The organism is Cohnella hashimotonis (genome assembly GCF_030014955.1).
Classification (GTDB): Bacteria; Bacillota; Bacilli; order Paenibacillales; family Paenibacillaceae; genus Cohnella; species Cohnella hashimotonis.
On record NZ_JAGRPV010000001.1, the window covers coordinates 1,447,510 to 1,467,868 of the forward strand.

A 20,359-nucleotide genomic window follows, 5' to 3' on the forward strand; every position below is an offset into this window, starting at 1 on the left:
CAATGGATAAATTTATAAATTGTCGTTTTGCGGTATAATGGGGCTATCTTACATACGGGAGGCTCACAATGACGATCCGCATCGGCAATTTGACGGACAACGCCAACGTGGTGATCCGGGAGCAACTGGGCTGTTTTAGCGTGCTCGAGTACAAAGAGGATTTGAGCTGCACGTCGGTGTCGGAGGCCGAGGCGAACTATTATATGAGAGAGAGCAACGTTCGGAAAAGGCAGGTCAAGATCGATTTGCAAGGCAACGAGGTGTCGATGAGCGCGGGCGCCATGCAGTACATGGCCGGCAATGTCGAGATGACGACTGGAATCAAAGGTGTCGGCGGACTGTTCCGCAACATGGTATCGGGCGCCGTATCCGGCGAAAGCGCGATCAAGCCGTTGTACAAAGGGTTCGGCACGGTTGTGCTCGAGCCGACGTACAAATTCATCTGGCTGATCGACGTCGACAACGATCATATTTCGATCGACGACGGCATGTTCCTGGCGTGCGACACGTCGTTGGAGCTTAAAGTGGTCTCGCGTAAATCGCTGTCGTCCGCCGCGCTCGGCGGAGAGGGACTGTTCAATCTGAGCGCCCGGGGCAAAGGGGTGTTGGCGCTGGAAGCGCCGATTCCGACGGAAGAAGCGGTCGTTGTCGAACTGGAGAACGATGTGCTTAAGGTGGACGGCAATTTCGCACTCATGTGGTCGCACTCGCTCGATTTTACCGTTGAACGGTCGAGCAAGACGCTGATCGGTTCCGCCGCCTCGGGCGAAGGGCTGGTCAACGTCTACCGCGGCACCGGAACCGTCTGGCTGGCGCCGCTGATGAACTATCGCCCGGGGATCGGAGCCGTGTGATTGAAGATTGCCGCGCGCCGTTCAGTCAGCCCTTCAGTTGTAAAGGTGCGGGCACGACCTTCAGCGCCGACCGAAACTGTCACGACATAAAAAACTGCCAATCTCCAGCTACTAAAATCAGGAGAATTGGCGATTTTTTTTAGGCAACACGTTTCCGTCCCGTTACCGAACGTTTCTCAATTATACGTGATAACAGGATCCCATTCCGTAGAGTCGTAAGAAACGGTGTTGTTGGCATTGACGATAAACAAAATGGTATCGCTCGCCGTCAACCGGGGTACTGATATTTACGCTGTAGCCGGTTGTGTCGTTATAAGCAATGCTTCTCCTGCCGCTGGCCGGCCAGATTTGAGTGCCGTTTTTCATGATTTTTACGTTGACGCCATCCGCCGGACGTATCCTTTTTCTTGACGGTGCCGGTAATCGTGATGCTGCCCGTCAACGGCGCCGGCATCCGAATGCTGCTGTCGGTCTGGCGGCTCGATAGCCCGGAAAGCGATCAGGAGCTGCCGCTGGGCCATTATTTGCAGGCAAGCAGGCGGAGGTGCGGCAGCTGTATCCAAGCGACGATTCGGATGCAAGATTTTATTACGAATCCTCCAGCGGCACACTGACCGTTCATCTGCCAAAGCGGTATCAAGCGCGGTATTTTGAAGTTACCGCCTAGCCAAAGCCAGTATTTCATCCGCAACGAGATCTGGGCGATATTGATGAATATAATGCTCGGAATCCTGGATCACAATTTGCTTCGCTTGCGAGGACCAGGAGGTAAATTCTTTTTCGTATCGCGCCCATACGTCATCGGTAACGCCCGAATAATCGGATGTCAGCACGGTGAGCGCAAGGTGGCGGTCAGATCGATCCGCTTCAGCTCGTCCGGTACGAACTTCAAGCCGTTGTGGCTTGCGCGAGAGCTGTCAATGACAGCTTGCGAGTGAAAAAGCAGCCGAATGACGCCGGTTTTGATGAGCAGCTTATTCAAAAAGCCGCCTGCGGAATCGATCGTATCGTTGTAGTAAAATTCCGGACTGCCGGCATCGAGCATCACGATGCCCTTCACTTCGTTCGGGTATTTCTGCGCAAACCGGAGCGTCTCCAGCGAGCCCAGCGAATGCGCGGCCAACACGTAAGGGGGCTTTTGGCCGGCTGCCTGCAGCGCTTCGTGTATTTCTTCCGTTACCGTATCGATGTCGCGCTTCTGGTCCGTCGTTTCACTGTATCCATAGCCGAACCGGTCGTATACCGCGAATTTGACATGCGGCGCCAGCTTCTCGTACAGGGGGGGGGGGAATCGACATACGGATTGGCCGTGCCCCAGCCGGAAGCCAATACAACCGTTACATCCCCTTGACCGCCCGCATACACATGCATATTTTCTCCGTGAACTTTGTATAGCTTGCCGCTTGGGGTATACGTTTTTAAATCCTTCCGGACGCTCGCTTGTTCATATATCGCACCAGATCCCAATATCGCCGCAACAACCAAAACGCCGACAGTTGCTGCGGGTTCAGACCGTTCTCCCAATGGATTCGAATGGATTTTCCTTGAAATAGGTTTGGGCTATCGGACACTTGGAAGTGCAGATGCGCTTCGCTGGAGTTGCCGGAATTTCCGCAAAGGCCGAGCAACTCGCCTCTCTTCACAGCGTCGCCGACGCCGACCACGACAGAGCCTTTTTTCAAATGGGCCAGAAAGCTGTACTCCCGCCGCCGTGGTCCAGGACGACGACATTGCCGATCGGTTGATCCGCATTCATCGTGCCGACCGGTTCGTTATCCGCGATGTCATTTACGACTTGCACAATGGTGCCGTCTCTCGGTGCTATCATTGCTTGACCGAACTCTAGTAACTTTCGTTTTCGGCCGGGTTCCCGCTATAGGAGCGGCCTTCCTTAGCTTGAATGAAATCGTAGGCATAACGCTGTACCTCGTAATCGTAGTGGTAGTTCGTCAGCGCATGTTCTCCTCCCCAGAATACGAACTACTCGTTTGCGAACGGCAGCGTATATTTCTGCTTCGTTTTGACAGCGTCCGTGTCAGGGAACCTTTCCAGTTGAACGATCTGGAGCAGAACAATCTCATGATCGGGCAAGCTGCCCAGCTTTAAGCCGACGCTGCCGGACTGATTCATCCAGGTGTTGTACTTGAAATCATTCAAATTCATCGTGGAGGTCCCCGTCCAAGCCGTCACATCCTTCAACAGCTCGCTCCCGGTGCCCATCATGGGCGTCATCTTCAGGCGTTTGCTCAGAACTTTTATTTTATTTATTGAGCTGCAATTTGTCGTATACTGTATTACAAAAAAAAGGAGGACGGATCAACTTTGAGGGGGACAATGCGAAGGATCTATAACATTCCGATTTTTCCAAAGCTTATTATTACTTTTTTGATTATTACGATGCCCTTATTTACGTTAAGCCTTGTTATGAATGAACTTGGCAAGCAAGAGGTGAAAAGTCAAATATCCAATTCGATTACGATGAATATCCATTATTATTTCATTTCGCTCGAGAAGGAACTGGAGCGTATTATTCGAACGCAGCAACAATTCATTAACGACGAAGATCTTTTGCAATTGAGTAACTCTTTATCGATAATGACGGATTACCAACGTGCGAAAGCGATCAACGATCTGAAGAATAAATTGACTACATTAAAAGATTCCAGCGCTTATATTAAAGACATCAGCTTATTCGTGACTTCGCTTAACGACACGATTTCGACCTCTAGCGGGGGAGAAGCGCCACGCTCCTTGGAAGAGGCGGAGCAAATAGCGAAGGCGACGTATTCGAGCGGAATACCGATCACCTTCTGGCAGGGGCGTCTTTTTTTGAATTTAACCTATCCGAACAACCAGATGAAGCAAGATAAGTCTCCGTTATTTATTCAAAATATCGAATTCTCTATGGAAGCGCTAACAAACGCGCTGAATTCGTTCCCTCAAGATGGAGGAGCTATTTTTTTCAACGACAACTGGGTTATTGCCAATAATAAATATCCCGAGCGGCTAGCCGACATCCGAGCAAAAATAGTAGAGCCCACGCAGCAATCGGCGTTATTTACGAAGCAAGTCTCCGTCGGCAAAGAAAATTACATGGTCATTTACGAAAAATCAATGTTTTTGCAAGCATCGCTTCTCTTTTATTTTCCGGAGAACATCATTATAGGTCAGTTAAAAACATATGGCGTTTGGTTCCGGATGCTTGTCATCAGTTCGTTTATCATCGTTATTCTTTTCTCCTACGGGATTTACTTATTGATTCATCGCCCCCTTCAGTCACTGGTAAGAAGATTCAGAAGCGTTGAAGGAGGCAATCTTGCAACGGTTCTTACATCGAATCGGGGAGATGAGTTCGGATATATCATTAATCGGTTCGAAAGAACCGTATTGAGCCTGAAGACGCTGATCGACGAGCTTTACGTACAGAAGATCAGGCTGCAGCAGTCGGAATTAAAGCAGCTGCAGATGCAAATTACCCCCCATTTCCTCTACAATAGTTTCTTTATTCTTCACCGCCTCATTAAGCATGGCGAGAATGAAACAGCGGAGTTGGTATCTAAAAATCTTGGGGATTATTTTCACTATATTACGAGAAACGGACTGGAGGAGGTTCCTTTCGAACATGAAGTAAACCATGTCCGGTCGTATGTTGAAATTCAAAATATCCGGTTTTCCAATCGAATCATCGTGGAGTTTGAACCGTTTCCCGAGAGCTTTCGGGGGATTATGATTCCACGCTTGATTTTGCAGCCTTTAGTCGAAAACGCGTACGAGCATGGACTCAGCGATATCATGTCGGAAGGAAGGCTGCAAATTCGATTCGCAACGGATTCGGATCGGTACTATTTTTCGGTTGAGGATAGCGGCGCGAGTTTGACGGAAGAGCGAATGGCGGAAATGATCGCAAAGCTAAGTTTGGAAAATGAAATAGAGACGACGGGGCTTATTAACATACATCGCCGCCTAAAGCTGAAATATGGCGAACGCGGTGGGCTTGAAATGATGCATAGCGCTTTGGGAGGCTTGTTGGTTCGGATATATATTCCAAATGAAAAGGAGAATTCAGATGTATCGCCTATTAATCGTCGATGATGAACCTCTTATCGTTAACAGCATGGATCTTATGATTCGTGAAGCTACGCATCTGGAACTTGAGACTTATCGCGCGTACAACGTCAACGAAGCGCTGGATTTTCTAAAGAAAGTTCGAATCGATATTGTGCTTTCGGATATTCGCATGCCGGGAATGAGCGGGATTGAGCTACATAAGCAAATCATTAAAAGCTGGCCAAGGTGTAAAATAATTTTTCTTACCGGATACAACGACTTCGAATACGCTCGTCATGCCATACGCACAGGCGGCGTAGTAGATTATGTGCTGAAAAACGAAGATGACAACGTCATTCTGGCGGCCGTGGAAAAAGCGCTCGCGGAAGTGGATCAGGTAGAAAACGGTGCCGACTATATCCTGAGCGCCAGAAAGAAGCTTCAGCTGGCTATTCCCGCGTTGCAACGAAATACGCTATTCGACCTGATGCGCGATTCCTCGATTTCTCCCAAGGATATCGAAAAAAGGTTTGAGGAGTCGGAAATCCCCTTGTTATCAAGCTCACGGGTGTTTCTTGTGACGGGCAGAGTAGACGGGGGGAAGGAGGAGGCCAGCGAAACCGACCGTATGCTGGTTCTCAATGCCTGTCAGAACATAGCGGAGGAATATTTAGCCCCGACGATCGTTCTTGTATCCGTTGCGTTCGAATCGAATAAGTTGATTTGGTTTCTGCAGCCCAGGGAATTTCTAACGAGAGACAGTTGGGATAAGGATCAGGAACAACGGGCATGGGAACAGATGAAAACAAGAGTATACAGCATTTTGGAGGCTGTGCAACAGACTTGCAAAAAGTTGCTGAAAATATCGCTCTCTCTCGTCATCGGTCGGGATCCTGTCGAATGGCTCGGCCTCGGTGCTCAATTTTACTATTTGAAGACTTTGCTCGGCCATGACGCCAATAACGGGCAAGAGTTGCTAATCCAAGACCGTGAACAGTTCGGACTGAATATGGATCAGGAGAGGCGCAGTTACTTCCCTGAGTCTCAACATATTAAAAACCAGTTAGAGTTGCTTGAGCAATACTTAGCTCGTGGAGAAAAAGAGAAGTTCAGCAAACTTTATGATGAGCTGATGAGCTTAGATGAATTGTCCGGATATAAATTTCAGCTGGAGATGTTTTACAGGGTATCTCTCAGCTTCATTTCCTATGCGATCCGGCTTGATTTGTTCGATGAGCTATTCAGCAAGGTGGATCTTGGGAAAACTACGCAGTATGATGCGCACGGATCATGGAGCGACGCCGTTTCATATTTAGCCATGGTTGCCGAATATCTGCTCGAACGATACGAATCCATTCCCGAGGAACAAAACCAAAGGCTGATTACCTCTATCCATCAATATGTCCAAGTCCATCTCGGGGGAGATCTATCCCTAACCAAGTTATCTACGTTAGTTCATCGCAGTCCGACGTATTTATCCCGTTTGTACAAGCGGATGACGGGCAAAATGCTATCGGACTATATCACCGAAGAAAGGATGAAGAATGCGCAAACGCAGCTGGCACATTCGACTATGAAAATTCAAGAAATAGCGCTTCGCGCAGGTTACGAGGCAGCGCCTCAATTTAACCGCTCGTTCAAAAAAATGTTCAAAATGACTCCACAGGAATATAGGGATCAGTTTCATGCAACAAACGAGTAGTACCGTACGGCGCAAAAGATGCCAAGGTAAAAGCAAGATTGGCAAATAGCTTCGGCTTTTTTAGTATTTTATACTTACGATGCAGGTACAAAGAAGGGGGATACGACATGAATCGTAAGTCGGCAAAATGGATTGCGTTCACGGTATTGGCGTGTTCGTTAGCGCTCACGTCTGCTTGCACCAACAACAACGGAAATAACGCAAGTTCTTCCGGTTCGCCAAAAGCAAGTTCGCAGGAAAGCGCCGCTAATAGCGGAAGCGAGTCTGCGCCGGATCCGATGGGGAAAATTGATCCGCCTATTGAGGTTACCGCGATCCGCACCTTGGATTCGACGACGAAATTTGAAAATGGAGAAACCATTGAGAATAATGCTTGGACTAAATTATACGAGAACGAATTCGGAATTAAATTGAAGTACTTATGGATTTCCGATCCGACGCAATACGAGCAAAAGTTCAATGTTGCCATGGCATCCGGACAATTAGCGGATATTATGCCCGTCAATGGCATTCAATTTAACCAACTGGTCGAATCTAATCAATTAGCTGATTTAACGGAGGTGCTTGAAAAGTACGGTACGCCTCTCGCCAAAGAGATGCTAAAGAAGGATGGCGGAGTTGGTCTTGAGTCCGCAACCTTTAACGGGAAATTGTTGGGGTTGCCGGTAAACCCGGGTTCATTCGATTTCGCTTCTCTGCTCTGGATCCGTACAGATTGGTTGGAAAAGCTGAATCTGCCCGAGCCGAAAACGATGGAGGATGTATTTAAGATCGCGGAAGCTTTCGTCAATCAAGATCCGGATGGAAACAATAAGAAGGATACGCAGGGATTGGGAGCGACTAAAGATTTCTACGGTTTGGAGCCGGGCCTGGATGGATTGTTTAACGGATATCATGCTTATCCGAAGAGCTGGGTCGAGGATGCTTCAGGGAATCTGGTGTACGGAAGCATTCAACCAGAGATGAAGCAAGCACTTGAAAAACTCCAGCAGTTATATAAAGACGGGTACATTGATCGCGAGTTCGCAGTCAAAGACAAGGAAAAATTCATACAAACTGTTAATGCCGGTAAACTGGGCATGTTCTATGGCGCCGATTGGTCGCCGCTGCTGTTCTTGGACGGCAAAGCACTGGATGAAAAGATGGAATGGAAGCCGTTCCAATTACCCTCGATTGATGACAACAAGGCTAAACCGCAAACCCCTTATAACGTAAATCAATTTTTCGTCGTTCGCAAAGGGATGGCGCATCCCGAGGCAGTCGTGAAGATGCTGAATGCCGCAAGTTACCAATGGGACAGAACGAAGTACCCCCTGACGGACATGAATCAGAATGGGGATGTCGCCAAATGGCAATATGCGTTAGTCCAAGCTTCCAATCCAATTCAGAATGTCGAACTGTACGAAGATGTGAAGAAGGCGCTGGAGAAGCAGGACGAATCTCTATTGAACATTGCCAGCAACCCGGGGCAAGCCAACTTCTATAAAGGCATTAATGATTTTAAGAACGGCAATATGTCCGGCTGGGGGTATACCCGCTTTTATGACGCGATCTCATTGTTGTACGACTATCATACGAACGACGGATTTAAAATGACGGAATTTATCTCGGGCCCTACGCCAACGATGGTGGAGAAACAATCAACGCTGCTTAAGATGGAGCTAGAAACATTCACCAAAATCGTGATGGGCGAGTCTTCGATCGATGCCTTCGATGAATTCGTGAGCAATTGGAAAAAGCTTGGCGGAGATACCATTACGAAAGAAGTAGCGGATTGGAAAGCTAGCAAATAATTCTTAAAGACATCGGAAGCCCATATTTCTCTAAGCTATAAAGCATATGCGGCTTCCGGTCGTACTTGAAAGGAATAGACACAAGCAAGCGGGAGGCGACAGCAATGTCCGTTATGACCGTAACGGGAAAGGTACGATCCGATAGTCTGGGCTGGGTATTGCCCCACGAGCATGCCTTTATCGATTTGCGCAGGCTGGTGCCTGCCGTTAGTGAAATCTCGCGGAAAAGGTTGGCGCAGGAGCAGGTCAGCCTCGCGAATTTCGGAAAGCTCATGCGTAATCCCTACGCGGTTCTGGACAATGCAGTCATCGATGACGAAAAAATTGTAAGAGATGAGTTGCTGAAATTTAAGAAAGCCGGAGGAACGACCTTCGTCGATCTGACGTTGCGCGACATCGGCAGGGACCCTGCGCTGCTAGCCGGATTGTCGAGAGAGTTGGATATTAAGATCGTAGCAGGCTGCGGTTACTATATTAACAAATCCCATCCTGGCGACATGAACCGCAAAACAGTAGAAAATATTGCAGAAGAACTTTTGAATGAAATCCGTCATGGCATGGATGGTACGGACATAAAAGCAGGCGTCATAGGCGAGATTGGAACAAGCGAGATCATCTATCCGAATGAAAAAAAGACGCTAATCGCATCGGCGATCGTTCAAAAGGAAACCGGCTTAGGGTTGCACGTGCATACGGACCTTTATGCGACGAACGGCTACGAAGTCATTTCTATTCTGACCGAGCACGGTGCGGCAGCTGAAAAAATATGCATCAATCACATCGATGTCGACCTCAAAATGGATTATATCAAGGACCTTCTTAACCTGGGAGCCTATGTGGAATTCGATAACTTCGGCAAGGAATTTTATGCCGACAGGCGGGATCGAAGCGTTTTAAGAGGACCCTTTTGCAGAGACATCGAGCGAGTGAGAGCCATCAAGCAGCTCATCGATTGGGGCTTCCTTTCAAAAATATTATTGTCCAACGATGTCTGCCTGAAAACTTGCTTGCACAGCTATGGCGGTTGGGGCTATGACCACGTTCTAACGAATATTATTCCGATGATGAAGGACGAAGGAATAACCGCCGAGCAGATTCAAACGATCATGTGCAGCAATCCTGCCGAATTTCTCGACGATGGAAAAGATTGAAGCTTTGCATCTCGTGAGGCCGCTCGCGACAAAGGAACGACAACAGCCTCGCCATAATTATTTGAAAATTCAGATAAATATTAAAGTACAGGGAGATAACCGCTCATGATCAAAATACCAAAAGCAGAATTCGCCGCAAGGATCGAAAAGCTAAAAGCGTTGATGAGAGAAAACGACATGCAAGCTTGCTTGATCTACGGGGACGAATATCGGAAAGAAAACCTCCGTTATATGAGCAACTATTGGCCCTTATTCGAAAGGGGAGCCGTCATGGTTTCGATGACAGGCGAGCCTTTTGTCATTGCAGCGCCGGAAGGCGAGATGTTTTGCCGCGAGATGAGCGCATGGCCGGACGTTCGGCTGCTTCCGGAATTCGCATGCGTGACGGTACCCGATAAAATCGAATATCCTCAGGCGCATTATACGAGCCTGACGGAGATTTGCAAAGGGCTGCAAGAAAGCGGACCGTTGCAAAGATTAGGCATTGTAGGCATCGATGCGATGCCCGAACCGTTAATGAAAATCATCGGCGACAGCTTCGCTGGCATTGAACTCGTCGATGCGGGCGAATTATTATTCCAACTTCGAATGACCAAAACGGCTAACGAAGTCGCCTGTCTGCAAGAAGCGGCAAGGATCGCCGACGCGGGATACAAGTTAATGATCGAACAAGTCAAGCCTGGCATGACGGAGCTTGAACTGGCCTCTTTAGCCTACGGGGAATGCATCAGGCAAGGCGCGGAAAATGTTCCGTTCTGCCTCTTAACGAGCGGAGATAGGGTCAATACGATCATCGGCAGAGCTTCCGGAAAAGTGATCGAGGACGGGGATATGATTATGGCCGCCATTGCCGTTCAAGTCGAGGGTTACGTGGCTACGCTCAATTTCCCATTCGTCGCCGGCCAAATGCGCGAGGAACAGAAAAAGTTTATCGATATTCTCGTCGAAGCGGAGGACGCCGCTTTAAGCCGGATCAAGGCGGGCGCGGGCCAGAGCGAAGTCGTACGCGCGGTTAAAGCGTGCTTCAAGGATAGGAACGTCACCGAATATGACCTTTATCCCCCGCTTCACGGCTGTGGGTTGGCGGAAGCCGAATCTCCTTACCCGGACGAGAATACCGAAGCGAAATTCGTGGCGGGAATGACTGTGAATACGGATGTTAGTTTATTCGGTCACCCGCACGGTTCAAATCGGATCGAGGAAAGCTTGCTCGTCACCGAAGACGGTTACGAATCGATGTCAAAGCTCGTTAGGCATTTGAGCAGGACTTGGAAAGAAACGGCGACGATATCGGTCGATTAAGGAGGACATCGCGTGAGCAAAGAGGGAGCAAAAAACTGGTATATCGTCGACGGTTATTTACCGTACAAGGGCAAAGTCGAAGGAGAAATTTTCGAAGGCCATGAAGCCGTGATGATATTGAATTGCCAGGACGAGGATGCGGAGATCTTCATGGACATCTACTACGAAGATCGAGACCCGGATGAGAACATCCGAGTGTTGGCCAAGGCGAAGCGCGTCAAATGTATCCGCATGGATCGTCCCGACGATATCGGCGGCATCCGGCTAGATCGCCAGCTCCAATATTCGTTGAGGTTCAGAAGCAATATCGAAGTCATTATTCAGTACGGCAGAATGGACATTGCCCAACCCAATCTGGCCTATATCGGTATGATGGGATACTCGGAATAAGGGAATGAACGGAATGAATATAAAAAAGACCAAGCGCGAGATGCCGTTACATCTGATGCTGGTGCCCGGCGTAGTCATACTGTTGATCTACTGCTACTATCCGATGTTAGGATTCGCAATCGCCTTTCAGAAGTTTATTCCGATCAACGGATTGTTCGGCTCGAATTGGATCGGACTCGGCAATTTCCGGTACGTGCTGCAGATGCCGGACATATGGAAGGTGCTTGGCAATACCGTATTCATCGCCACCATGAAAATTCTGTTCGGGCTGATCGTTCCGATCGTCGTTGCGATTCTTATCAATGAATTGAAGGTCATGCTGATTAAACGGGGCGTCCAGACGCTCATTTATTTACCGCATTTTCTGTCCTGGGTTATTCTTGGCGGCGTGCTCGTCGATATTTTATCGCCTTCGGAAGGCATCGTTAACCAGCTGTTAAATGCGGTCGGTTTGGATTCCGTATTTTTTCTGGGCAGCAATCATTGGTTTCCGTCCGTGCTCATCTTCTCGGATGTGTGGAAGGAATTCGGCTTCAGCACCATCGTGTTTCTGGCTGCGATTACGGGAATCAATCCTGCCTTGTACGAGGCGGCGATCGTGGATGGGGCCAGTCACACGAGACAGATGTGGCATATTACATTGCCGGGCATGGTACCGATTATCGTGTTGATGGCGACATTGAGTTTGGGCAATGTGCTTAATGCCGGTTTTGATCAAGTATTTAACTTATACAGTCCGAGCGTATATGAAAGCGGGGATATTCTGGATACGTTGATCTATCGGATCGGCCTGCTGGATGCGCAATTCGGCGTAGCGACGGCGATCGGGCTGTTCAAGTCCATCGTTTCCTTCGTACTCATTGCCGTCTCCTACTTCATGGCTTATCGGTTGGTCAATTATCGCATTTTTTAAGGAAAGGAATGTTTCACGTGCAGCACCGGGCGTCCTTAAGCCGAAGAGCTTTCGTTGTAGGCAACTATACGTTTCTCGTCGCGCTTTCCTTGCTTTGCCTGCTTCCGCTAGTTCAGGTGTTGTCCATTTCCTTTAGCTCCAGCGCCGCCGCTTCAGCCGGGCTGGTCAAGCTGTTTCCCGTCGATTTCACTCTAGCCTCTTACTCGTATATTTTGCAGAAGCAAGAATTTATAAATTCCTTCGGCATTACGTTGCAGCGGCTTATTCTTGGTTTTGTCACTAACATGGGATTGTCGCTGCTTTGCGCGTATCCATTATCCAAGGAAAGAAAGGATCTGCGAATTCGCAGCTGGTACGCCTGGTTTTTCGTATTCACCATTCTGTTCAGCGGGGGTCTTATTCCTACGTACATGGTGATCAGTATGACCGGTTTGATCGACACGCTATGGGCGCTCATTATTCCGAGTGCCGTATCGGTGTTCAATGTCATCCTGCTGCTGAATTTTTTTCGGGGATTGCCGCAAGAAGTAGAGGAATCGGCCTTCCTGGATGGCGCGGGACATTGGACCGTATTGTGGAAAATGTATGTCCCGATGTCTTACCCGGTGTTGGCTACGGTAGCCTTGTTCACGATGGTGTTTCATTGGAACTCGTGGTTCGACGGGTTGATTTATATGAATTTTCCGAAGAACTATCCGTTGTCCACGTATTTGCAGCTATTGGTCATCAACAGTAATCCAATGAAGATGGATCCCCGGAATCTGGCGGGAATTCTGGAAATATCCGAGCGAACGACTAGAGCGGCGCAGATCTTCTTGGGCGCGCTGCCGATTCTCATCGTGTATCCGTTTCTACAGCGGTTCTTCGTGAAGGGAATCGTGCTTGGAAGCGTTAAAGGATAAGTTTATTCCATGACGGAGAGGTGCAGGATGGAAGCCGCGAGTTCAAGTTATGAAAAATGGATATGGATTGAGTTAATCGGATTCGACAATCGCGAGAGCGACTTCGGCGTCACAGCCTATTTGGAAACCGTAGGATTCATTCCGCAAAGTATTTTCCTTTTGTTGTATACGCCGGACTTTATACACGCTCACAAAGGAATGGAGAGCGAGTGGCGGCTGCCGATGGAGTCATGCTCTTACGGAGCGCGTCCATACGGCAAGCTGCACGACAGGCAGGATTGGACCAACCTCCAGCTTCGCGGTCTGGTCAAGGAATTGCAAAAGCACGGCATCGACGTCTATTGCAGCTTTTTTGATATTTATCAGTTTCATGTCGGCGATTCGCTCCAAGCAGGCGCATGGTGTGCCGCTCATCCGGAGCTCTATGAAATGCGGAAGACGGGCGAGGCATTTCCGGCGATCAATCCGCTGAAGCGCTTGAAGGACGGAAGCTGGTACGAAGACTTGTTCGTCCAAGATTTAATACGCGTTATTCAGGACTACGGCTTTAATGGTTACCATGGCGCCGACGGCTATACAAGCCCGAGGCTGAGCCTGGCGGTGACCGATTACTCGGATGATATGGTCGGGCAATTCATCGCGGCTGCCGCAGTGCCGTTCGATACAGAATTCGCGGCGCGCTGCGATGACAATCCGCCGGAGATGGAGCGGAGAGCCGATTGGATCTGGCATCATAAGCGGCTGGAATGGATTCAATTTCATGTCGAACGCTGGGGCCGGCTATGGGACAAAATCATGCTAGCCATTCGCAAGGCAGGGAAGAAAGCTTATATCAATACCGCTTGGACCAGAGATCCGTTTGAAGCTTTGTACCGATTCGGCGTCGATTATCGCCGGCTTGCGGCGTCCGGGGTCGACGGCTTCGTCGTCGAAACGGTCGGCGCTTCTCTCTCCGCGGGAGCCGGGGAAACGGAATACGAGCCGGACGCGGAATTTATGGCGATGCTGCTGACGATAAAGGCCTACGTGCCGGACACGAAGCTGATATGCCTCAATGCGATTCAGGATACGAATGAGCAGTGGGATGCGTTAAGTCATGCGCCGACGGTGCTCGAGCGCGATATCTACGCGCTGTCCAACCTGTACATCCAAAAAGCTGCAGGATTAAGCCGCTGCTCGGGAGGCTTCATGGCTTGTCTGGGGGATGGCATTATCCGCGACGGATGGAATTGGATCGCCAAGCGATGGGACGGAGGGTTCGATGGAGCGCCCGAGCGGGTCGTCGGCATCACGATGGTATGGTCCGACCGGCTGCTCGATCGTTCATTGGCGGACTACGCCGTATCCCGCCAATGGCCTGTTCACAAATATATGACTGAATTCATCTCGCGCGGCGTACCCTTGCATTCCATCATAAATGTGAAGGATGTTCCGCAAGCCAACGGGCCAATTCTAGTTACTTTGCTGCACTTGTTGCCGGACGATGAATTGCAGCGGGTACTCGATTATCGGCATGCGTCTTCGGTTCTGATCGGCGTGATGACGGAGCGCATGGCCCGAATCCCCGTTATCGCGGAATGGCAAATCGGCTGCAAGATCAACGAGCTGTTTTGCGTAATCAGGAATCGCGATGGCTCCGTGCTAAGCGTCTTTACGATGAAGGGCTATGCGGAACCTGATCATCAGGAAGAACAACGGATGGCCAAGTTTAAGGAGGGGATGTCCTGGCTGGAGAGCCTTCATTTCAAACCGGTCGATGAAGCGTTTTTGAGCAGCTGCGTCGAAGGAATCATGGCGCATACGGATGTACCGATAGTATTGAGAAATAAAGCATTTATTCGTACTGCGGTATTTGAGATGGCGCCTCAACGCTGGCGGATTCTGATCTCCAATCTGCATCTCAATTACAAGTCGGCGCATCTGGACGTAGGCTGTCCCATCGAACAAGTCACGGTCTTAACCGATTTTCCGGGAATCCCGGTCACTCCGCGAGGCTCGGAGATCAATTTGTACGTTCCTGGACGAGGCGTCGTCATGATTGAACTTACTTTGCAGGCGAAGTAATGACGCAGCTGAGAATGTAAGCGGTTTATAATTCGGGTTGAGGGGTTGAGCGAGTGGAAACGGCAATGCTAAAACGTACGGGATTTCTCATGTTGATCGTGTGTTTGCTTGTCACGATGGTTACGCCCTACCGGGCAGCGGCAGCGAATAACGCGAGCGACAGCGAACAGGCAGGGACGATCGTTGAAAATCACTGGGCGAAAGAAGTATTGAACAAATGGATCATGCTTGGTTTGCTCCAGGGGGATCAAGATCAAAACTATCGTCCGGACCAACCGATCACCCGAGCTGAGTTCGCGGCATTGATCGATCGGGTATTTAACTTGCCAGAAGCGTTGGCAAGCACGAATCCGTTTGCGGATGTAAGCAATGAAGCCTGGTATGCCAAAGACATCATCAAGCTGTATTCCGCCGGCATGATTAAGGGAACAAGCGCCGATCAGTTTGAGCCCAACAAGCCGATTGCCCGCCAGGATGCCGCCGTTATCGTCGCCCGCGCCTTCCAAGTAAAGGCGGTTGAAAACCAAACGAATGGAAGTTTTTCCGATGCTTCATCCATATCCTCGTATGCGCTTGCCGAAGTGATGGCACTAAAGGCCAAGGGCTACGTTAAAGGGAACGGAAACAATCAGTTCAAGCCCAAACAATCGACGACCCGCGCTGAAGTCGTTCAGATGATCGACAACGTCATGGGGACGCTCGTCATGACAAAGAGTGTCTATGAGTCCGATGTTGAAGGAAATCTAGTCGTGAATACGGACGGAAGCTCGCTGAAAAATATAGTCGTATCGGGAGACTTGTATATCACGCAAGGCGTGGAAGAAGGAGAAGTCTTGCTCGATGGCGTAACGGTTAAAGGATCGACTTACGTACTGGGCGGGGGAAAAAATAGCGTGATCGTTCGAGATTCCAATCTGACGGGCACGTTAATCGTCGATAAATGGGATTCGCAGATTCGTATCGTAGCCGAAGGAACGACGGTCGTTCATGACGTTCAAATGCGATCCGGAGGCATTCTGAAAGAAGAGAATTTGCAAGGCATCGGATTCGTAAAAGTAAGCATTGACGTTCCAAGCGGCCAAACCAATCCATTGATCGTTCTGGACGGGGAATTCGATGAGGTGGACCATAGAGCCGGAACGGCAAGCTATGAGTTAACCAAAGCTGCCAAGGTTCTGCTCATGATTTTTAACGCTCCGGCGAGCGTAACCGGAGACGGCGTGATCCAGACCGCTACGCTAAATGTCGGCGGCGTTAAGATGAACAAGTGGCCGATCAAGATTAATTTCTCGACCGGAATAACGGTTACGATCGGGAACGAGGTTTTTTCGGCAGATCATCGAAATACGACATCAAATTCGGGAGGAACCGGAACACAACCGACACCGACGCCTTCGTCGGAACCAACAACCTCACCGACACCGACGCCATCTTCGGAACCAACAACTTCACCTACACCGACGCCTTCGTCGGGGCCTGCTTTGACGATTGCGGAATCAGGAGCAGCAAAGGCCGACATTTTCGTCGATGCTTCGGCGCAAGACATGATCGGCTTAGCCGCCAAAGAGCTTCAAGATACGATTAAGATGGTGAGCGGCGCCGTACTGCCGATCTATAGGTGGAACTCGGAAGCCACCGTAAGCGCGGTTCTTTCGGTCGATGAATTGAAGATCAACAGAGCGGGGCAGTACCCGGTTCAGATCCATCTCGTCAATAACGAGGATGCTTCGTCAATCGTTCATTTTCAGTCCGATAATGACGATTCGATAACCGTCGATTTACCTGAGCAAGTCGAGTTAGGAAGCCATGAGAAAAAAGTCATTAATGGTTCTGTTAAAATTTCGGCAGCTTTGCTCAGCGGCGAATATAAAATCGATGTTCAGGCCAGCGTATCGGGAACCCCTCTAAACCCGATGACGTTGACCATTCAGTACGAACCGAACCTGATCATGAATCCCGGTTTCGAAATCGCCAATGGAAGCGTACCGGACGGGTGGTTCTCGCCTTCCGGTATCAGGCTCGCCGGGGAGTCGTACAGCGGCGACTATGCGATGAGATTGGATTTAGGAAGCTCGGAATATATGTTTGCGCAATCGACTCAAAACCTTAAGCTAGAGCCCGGTAAGCAGTATAAACTAAGTGCGATGGTTAAAGGCAGCGCAGCCGGCGTCATGAATATGGAAATTCATGAAGTAACGAACGGGGGCAGTCCCGTCATCCATCGGACGGAACTCGCCTTAAGCGATCAATGGAAACCGGTGGAATTGGTTTACTCCCCGGCCGCAAACGCAACATTCGACTACAATTCGATTTACTTCTTTATGTCGGGAACGGCATCGATGTGGATCGACGACGTTTCGCTTGTGGAGATCGTGAAGGCTTCTCCAAACCTGATTACGAATAACGGATTCGAAGCGCCTAATCTGGCTGGCTGGTGGGGATTTTCCGGCTATGTTTTCGATGACGGCGAAGTATCCCATAGCGGCGAACATTCGATGCGGATCGAATTAAAGGGCGAGAGCTATATGTACGCCCAACAAGATTTAAACCTTCAACCGGGCAAAAGGTATAAATTGCGCGCATGGGTTAAAGCGGCATCGGCCGGAAAGCTGAGTATGACGATTCATGAAATTCAGTCTGGCGGCGGGTCTAACGCGGCTGCCAACGTGGATGCTACCGTAGGAGCGGATGAAGCTTGGCAGCTGGTGGAAATGGAGTATGCGCCGGCCAAGGAGACGCAATTCGATTCCAATCGCCTTTACATTTTCGTGTCCGAAACCAATGCTGTATGGGTCGACGACGTGTCGTTGACTGAAATGAACGAAGTTGTCGGCCAAGATGGCAGCGGCGAGACAAACGGAGAGACCAGCGATAACGGCGTTCGCTTCCTTTTGGCGACACCCGATTCTCACCCTGGCTTGACGGCGCTTTTCCCGGAAGACATCGCTTATTTGCAGCAATCCGACGGCTTTGCCGTTCGGCAAGTCGGGAATCTGATTTATATTATCGGAACGGAACCAAAAGGCGTACTTAACGGCGTCTATGATTTTATCGAGAAAAACGCAGGCGTGTTATGGACGCGTTCGCAAGAGCTTGGCACCTTGTACGATCCGCAGCCAACGATCCAAGCCTTGCATGTGAATTATAGGGAGAAGTCCCCGTTCCAAATACGCGGGTGGCATCTTACCGGGTCCGGGGCTCAAGGTCAGTTTCACTCGGATCCCGCTAGCGAAGTCATGATCTCACGCAATAAGCTGAATGCCAAGCTGGCGGAATTCGGGAACGTATCGCTCTGGGACGATCATGAGCGCGTGGGCATTAAGGCTTTTAATATCGGGCATGACCTTGTCTATTGGCTGCCGAGCGAAGAGTACTTCGCTACGCATCCGGAATACTTCAATACGGACGGAGCGGGGAATTACATTCCGGGTACGGGCGAGACGCAAATCAACTTCTATAATCCGGAAGTCGCGGACGTGATCGCCGGCCGGGTGAAGGCGTTTTTGAAAAACAACCCAAGAGAATACGTGGGAATGGGCATTAACGACACTCATTATTGGATGCAAGGGGATTTGAGCAACTCCCCGTTTGAATTGCCGGACGGCACGAAGATTTATCCGAATGAAGCGGATTATAAATCGACCGTTTTCTATTCATTCTTGAATCGGATTGCAGCTGAAGTGAAAAAGACTTATCCGGACGTCAAGATTAATACATTTGCTTACTTTTTTGCGGAGGTTCCTCCCAGAATTGAACTTGAGGACAACATTGTCATCGTCCTTGCTCCGGCTTCGGGGGATGATCGGGTGCCTATCAATACGAGCGAAGTCAGCGCCAACAACCAATATGTGGTCAAGCTGCAGGGTTGGCTGAAGAAAACCAAAAACATCGTCATGTATAACTATTACGGTTCTTTCCCTTCGGCGACCTACGAGAGACCGATTGCCGAAAAGGTACAGGCGGACATGAAATATTACAGAGATTTGGGGCTTATGGGCGTTCTCCCCGAAAATATCGTGGATGCGTCAACGGCGAGCTGGGGCGTGAATGCCCTGCAGTTTTGGCTGATGCAAAAGCTGTTCTGGAATCCGGATGCCGATCTCGAAGCATTAAAAAGCGAATTTATTCAAAAAGCGTATGGAGCGGCAGCCGAGCCGATGAAGCGGTATTACGATCTGATCGCGCAAGGCTGGAATTACGATCAACAGCCGGTCAGCTACATTACGAACACAAAAGCGTATATCCGGTCTTATATTATCGATGCCGGAATTAAGGACGAAGCGCAGCAGGCATTGAATGAAGCATGGTCATTAGCGGATCAGAAGGCGAGACAGCGGATCGAACCGATCAAAACGACCTTTGAGACGATGGTGTTCAAGTACGGGGAACAGTCCGACTTGAGCGCAAAAGCAACTAAAACGACGGCCAGCAAAGAAGAAATCGTCAGTGGGCTGGATTTTAGCCAAGGTCCATGGGCAGATGCGGAGCCGACTTCACAATTCTTTTATATGGGAACGACAGATAAGGCTCCCGTGGAAACAAAGGTACGGTTGCTTTGGGACGAGGAAAATCTCTATGTCGCCTACGAGAATTTTGACGATGACGTATCGAAGATCGTGGCAAGCGATAACGCCCCGGGCGATTGGTGGGCCAGCGGGGGAGACGACGACGTTGAGACCTACGTGACCGGCGATTTAACCGGAGGCGCCTATTATGTCTTCTTCGCCAACCCCAAGGCAGTCAAGTTCGAATACAGCGGTCCCGCTCAAAACAGCGCCTTTAGTACGCAATGGGAGGTGCATACCGAGGTTGCTTCTGACCGTTGGAAAGCGATTAAAGTCATTCCGTTCGCCAGTATTAACGTAGATCCAAACGTGAGTAAAACACTTAAGGGATTCTTCTTTAGAGAGTATCACGGCAAGGAAGGGTTTTTCGGATGGGGAGGCGGAAGCGTCTGGAGTTGGGCCGACTTCAAAACGATTACGCTTGAGGATTAATATCGTTTGCGAATTCTGTTTTAAGGCTCATCGCGTATTCCCCCTGTTGATTCAGGGGGATACGCTTTTGCGGGAAAGAGAGTGATCTTCAAGCCTATCGTACTATAGCTTATAAGGAGTGATTTCTAATGAAAAATAAGTATAAAGTCGTTTCGCTCTTGTTTTCGTTGACCTTGCTGCTTATTGTTTTAAATCCTCCGCAAACGGCATCGGCTTCGACCTCCGGTTCTACCAGCGACGGAAC

The 20,359-nt window shown here is 49.5% G+C and carries 16 protein-coding genes; 12 read left to right on the forward strand and 4 right to left on the reverse strand.

Annotation, left to right across the window (positions count from 1 at the left end; all coding sequences use genetic code 11):
* Positions 1 to 68 precede the first annotated feature (68 nt).
* Together KB449_RS05650 and KB449_RS05655 are read left to right on the forward strand one after the other, a co-directional pair.
* Positions 69 to 854 (forward strand): AIM24 family protein, encoded by a 786-nt coding sequence (locus KB449_RS05650; RefSeq protein WP_282907440.1) that lies wholly within the window; start codon positions 69 to 71, stop codon positions 852 to 854.
* Positions 855 to 1,261: 407 nt separating this feature from the next.
* Positions 1,262 to 1,468, forward strand: coding sequence for a hypothetical protein (locus KB449_RS05655; RefSeq protein ID WP_282907441.1), 207 nt, complete (start codon positions 1,262 to 1,264; stop codon positions 1,466 to 1,468).
* Positions 1,469 to 1,680: 212 nt separating this feature from the next.
* Here KB449_RS05655 and KB449_RS05660 read toward each other — a convergent pair whose 3' ends face one another.
* The 4 genes from KB449_RS05660 to KB449_RS05675 form a co-directional block, all read right to left on the reverse strand.
* Complete coding sequence (locus tag KB449_RS05660; RefSeq protein WP_350356267.1) at positions 1,681 to 2,247, reverse strand: alpha/beta fold hydrolase; 567 nt, start codon at positions 2,245 to 2,247, stop codon at positions 1,681 to 1,683.
* 25 nt (positions 2,248 to 2,272) lie between these two features.
* The gene (locus KB449_RS05665) at positions 2,273 to 2,518 is read right to left on the reverse strand and encodes a M23 family metallopeptidase (protein ID WP_350356211.1); all 246 of its coding nucleotides are present in this window, start codon (positions 2,516 to 2,518) and stop codon (positions 2,273 to 2,275) included.
* 14 nt (positions 2,519 to 2,532) lie between these two features.
* Positions 2,533 to 2,682 (reverse strand): hypothetical protein, encoded by a 150-nt coding sequence (locus KB449_RS05670; protein WP_282907442.1) that lies wholly within the window; start codon positions 2,680 to 2,682, stop codon positions 2,533 to 2,535.
* Positions 2,683 to 2,834: 152 nt separating this feature from the next.
* Positions 2,835 to 3,077 (reverse strand): hypothetical protein, encoded by a 243-nt coding sequence (locus KB449_RS05675; RefSeq protein ID WP_282907443.1) that lies wholly within the window; start codon positions 3,075 to 3,077, stop codon positions 2,835 to 2,837.
* Between the two features lie 99 nt (positions 3,078 to 3,176).
* Between KB449_RS05675 and KB449_RS05680 the strand changes: the two genes are divergently transcribed.
* The 10 genes from KB449_RS05680 (at position 3,177) to KB449_RS05725 (ending at position 20,115) form a co-directional block, all read left to right on the forward strand.
* On the forward strand, positions 3,177 to 4,946 hold the full coding sequence (locus tag KB449_RS05680) for a sensor histidine kinase (RefSeq protein WP_282907444.1): 1,770 nt from the start codon (positions 3,177 to 3,179) through the stop codon (positions 4,944 to 4,946).
* Positions 4,921 to 6,603 (forward strand): response regulator, encoded by a 1,683-nt coding sequence (locus KB449_RS05685; RefSeq protein WP_282907445.1) that lies wholly within the window; start codon positions 4,921 to 4,923, stop codon positions 6,601 to 6,603. Before KB449_RS05680 ends, KB449_RS05685 begins: the two co-directional genes overlap by 26 nt.
* Before the next feature lie 107 nt (positions 6,604 to 6,710).
* Positions 6,711 to 8,396: an extracellular solute-binding protein gene (locus KB449_RS05690; protein WP_282907446.1), complete on the forward strand. Its 1,686-nt coding sequence runs from the start codon at positions 6,711 to 6,713 to the stop codon at positions 8,394 to 8,396.
* Positions 8,397 to 8,500: 104 nt separating this feature from the next.
* Positions 8,501 to 9,547 carry a phosphotriesterase family protein gene (locus KB449_RS05695; RefSeq protein WP_282907447.1) on the forward strand — a complete coding sequence of 349 codons (1,047 nt, stop codon included), beginning with the start codon at positions 8,501 to 8,503 and terminating at the stop codon, positions 9,545 to 9,547.
* A 105-nt stretch (positions 9,548 to 9,652) separates the two neighbouring features.
* The gene (locus KB449_RS05700; RefSeq protein ID WP_282907448.1) at positions 9,653 to 10,849 is read left to right on the forward strand and encodes a M24 family metallopeptidase; all 1,197 of its coding nucleotides are present in this window, start codon (positions 9,653 to 9,655) and stop codon (positions 10,847 to 10,849) included.
* Between the two features lie 12 nt (positions 10,850 to 10,861).
* Positions 10,862 to 11,239, forward strand: coding sequence for a sensory rhodopsin transducer (locus tag KB449_RS05705; RefSeq protein WP_282907449.1), 378 nt, complete (start codon positions 10,862 to 10,864; stop codon positions 11,237 to 11,239).
* A 13-nt stretch (positions 11,240 to 11,252) separates the two neighbouring features.
* Positions 11,253 to 12,152 carry an ABC transporter permease gene (locus KB449_RS05710; protein WP_282907450.1) on the forward strand — a complete coding sequence of 300 codons (900 nt, stop codon included), beginning with the start codon at positions 11,253 to 11,255 and terminating at the stop codon, positions 12,150 to 12,152.
* Positions 12,153 to 12,160: 8 nt separating this feature from the next.
* Positions 12,161 to 13,054, forward strand: coding sequence for a carbohydrate ABC transporter permease (locus KB449_RS05715; RefSeq protein ID WP_282907451.1), 894 nt, complete (start codon positions 12,161 to 12,163; stop codon positions 13,052 to 13,054).
* A 27-nt stretch (positions 13,055 to 13,081) separates the two neighbouring features.
* Entirely contained in the window at positions 13,082 to 15,118 is a 2,037-nt protein-coding gene (locus KB449_RS05720; RefSeq protein ID WP_282907452.1) for a hypothetical protein, read from the forward strand.
* 53 nt (positions 15,119 to 15,171) lie between these two features.
* Positions 15,172 to 20,115: a DUF4838 domain-containing protein gene (locus KB449_RS05725; RefSeq protein ID WP_282907453.1), complete on the forward strand. Its 4,944-nt coding sequence runs from the start codon at positions 15,172 to 15,174 to the stop codon at positions 20,113 to 20,115.
* Positions 20,116 to 20,359 lie beyond the last annotated feature (244 nt).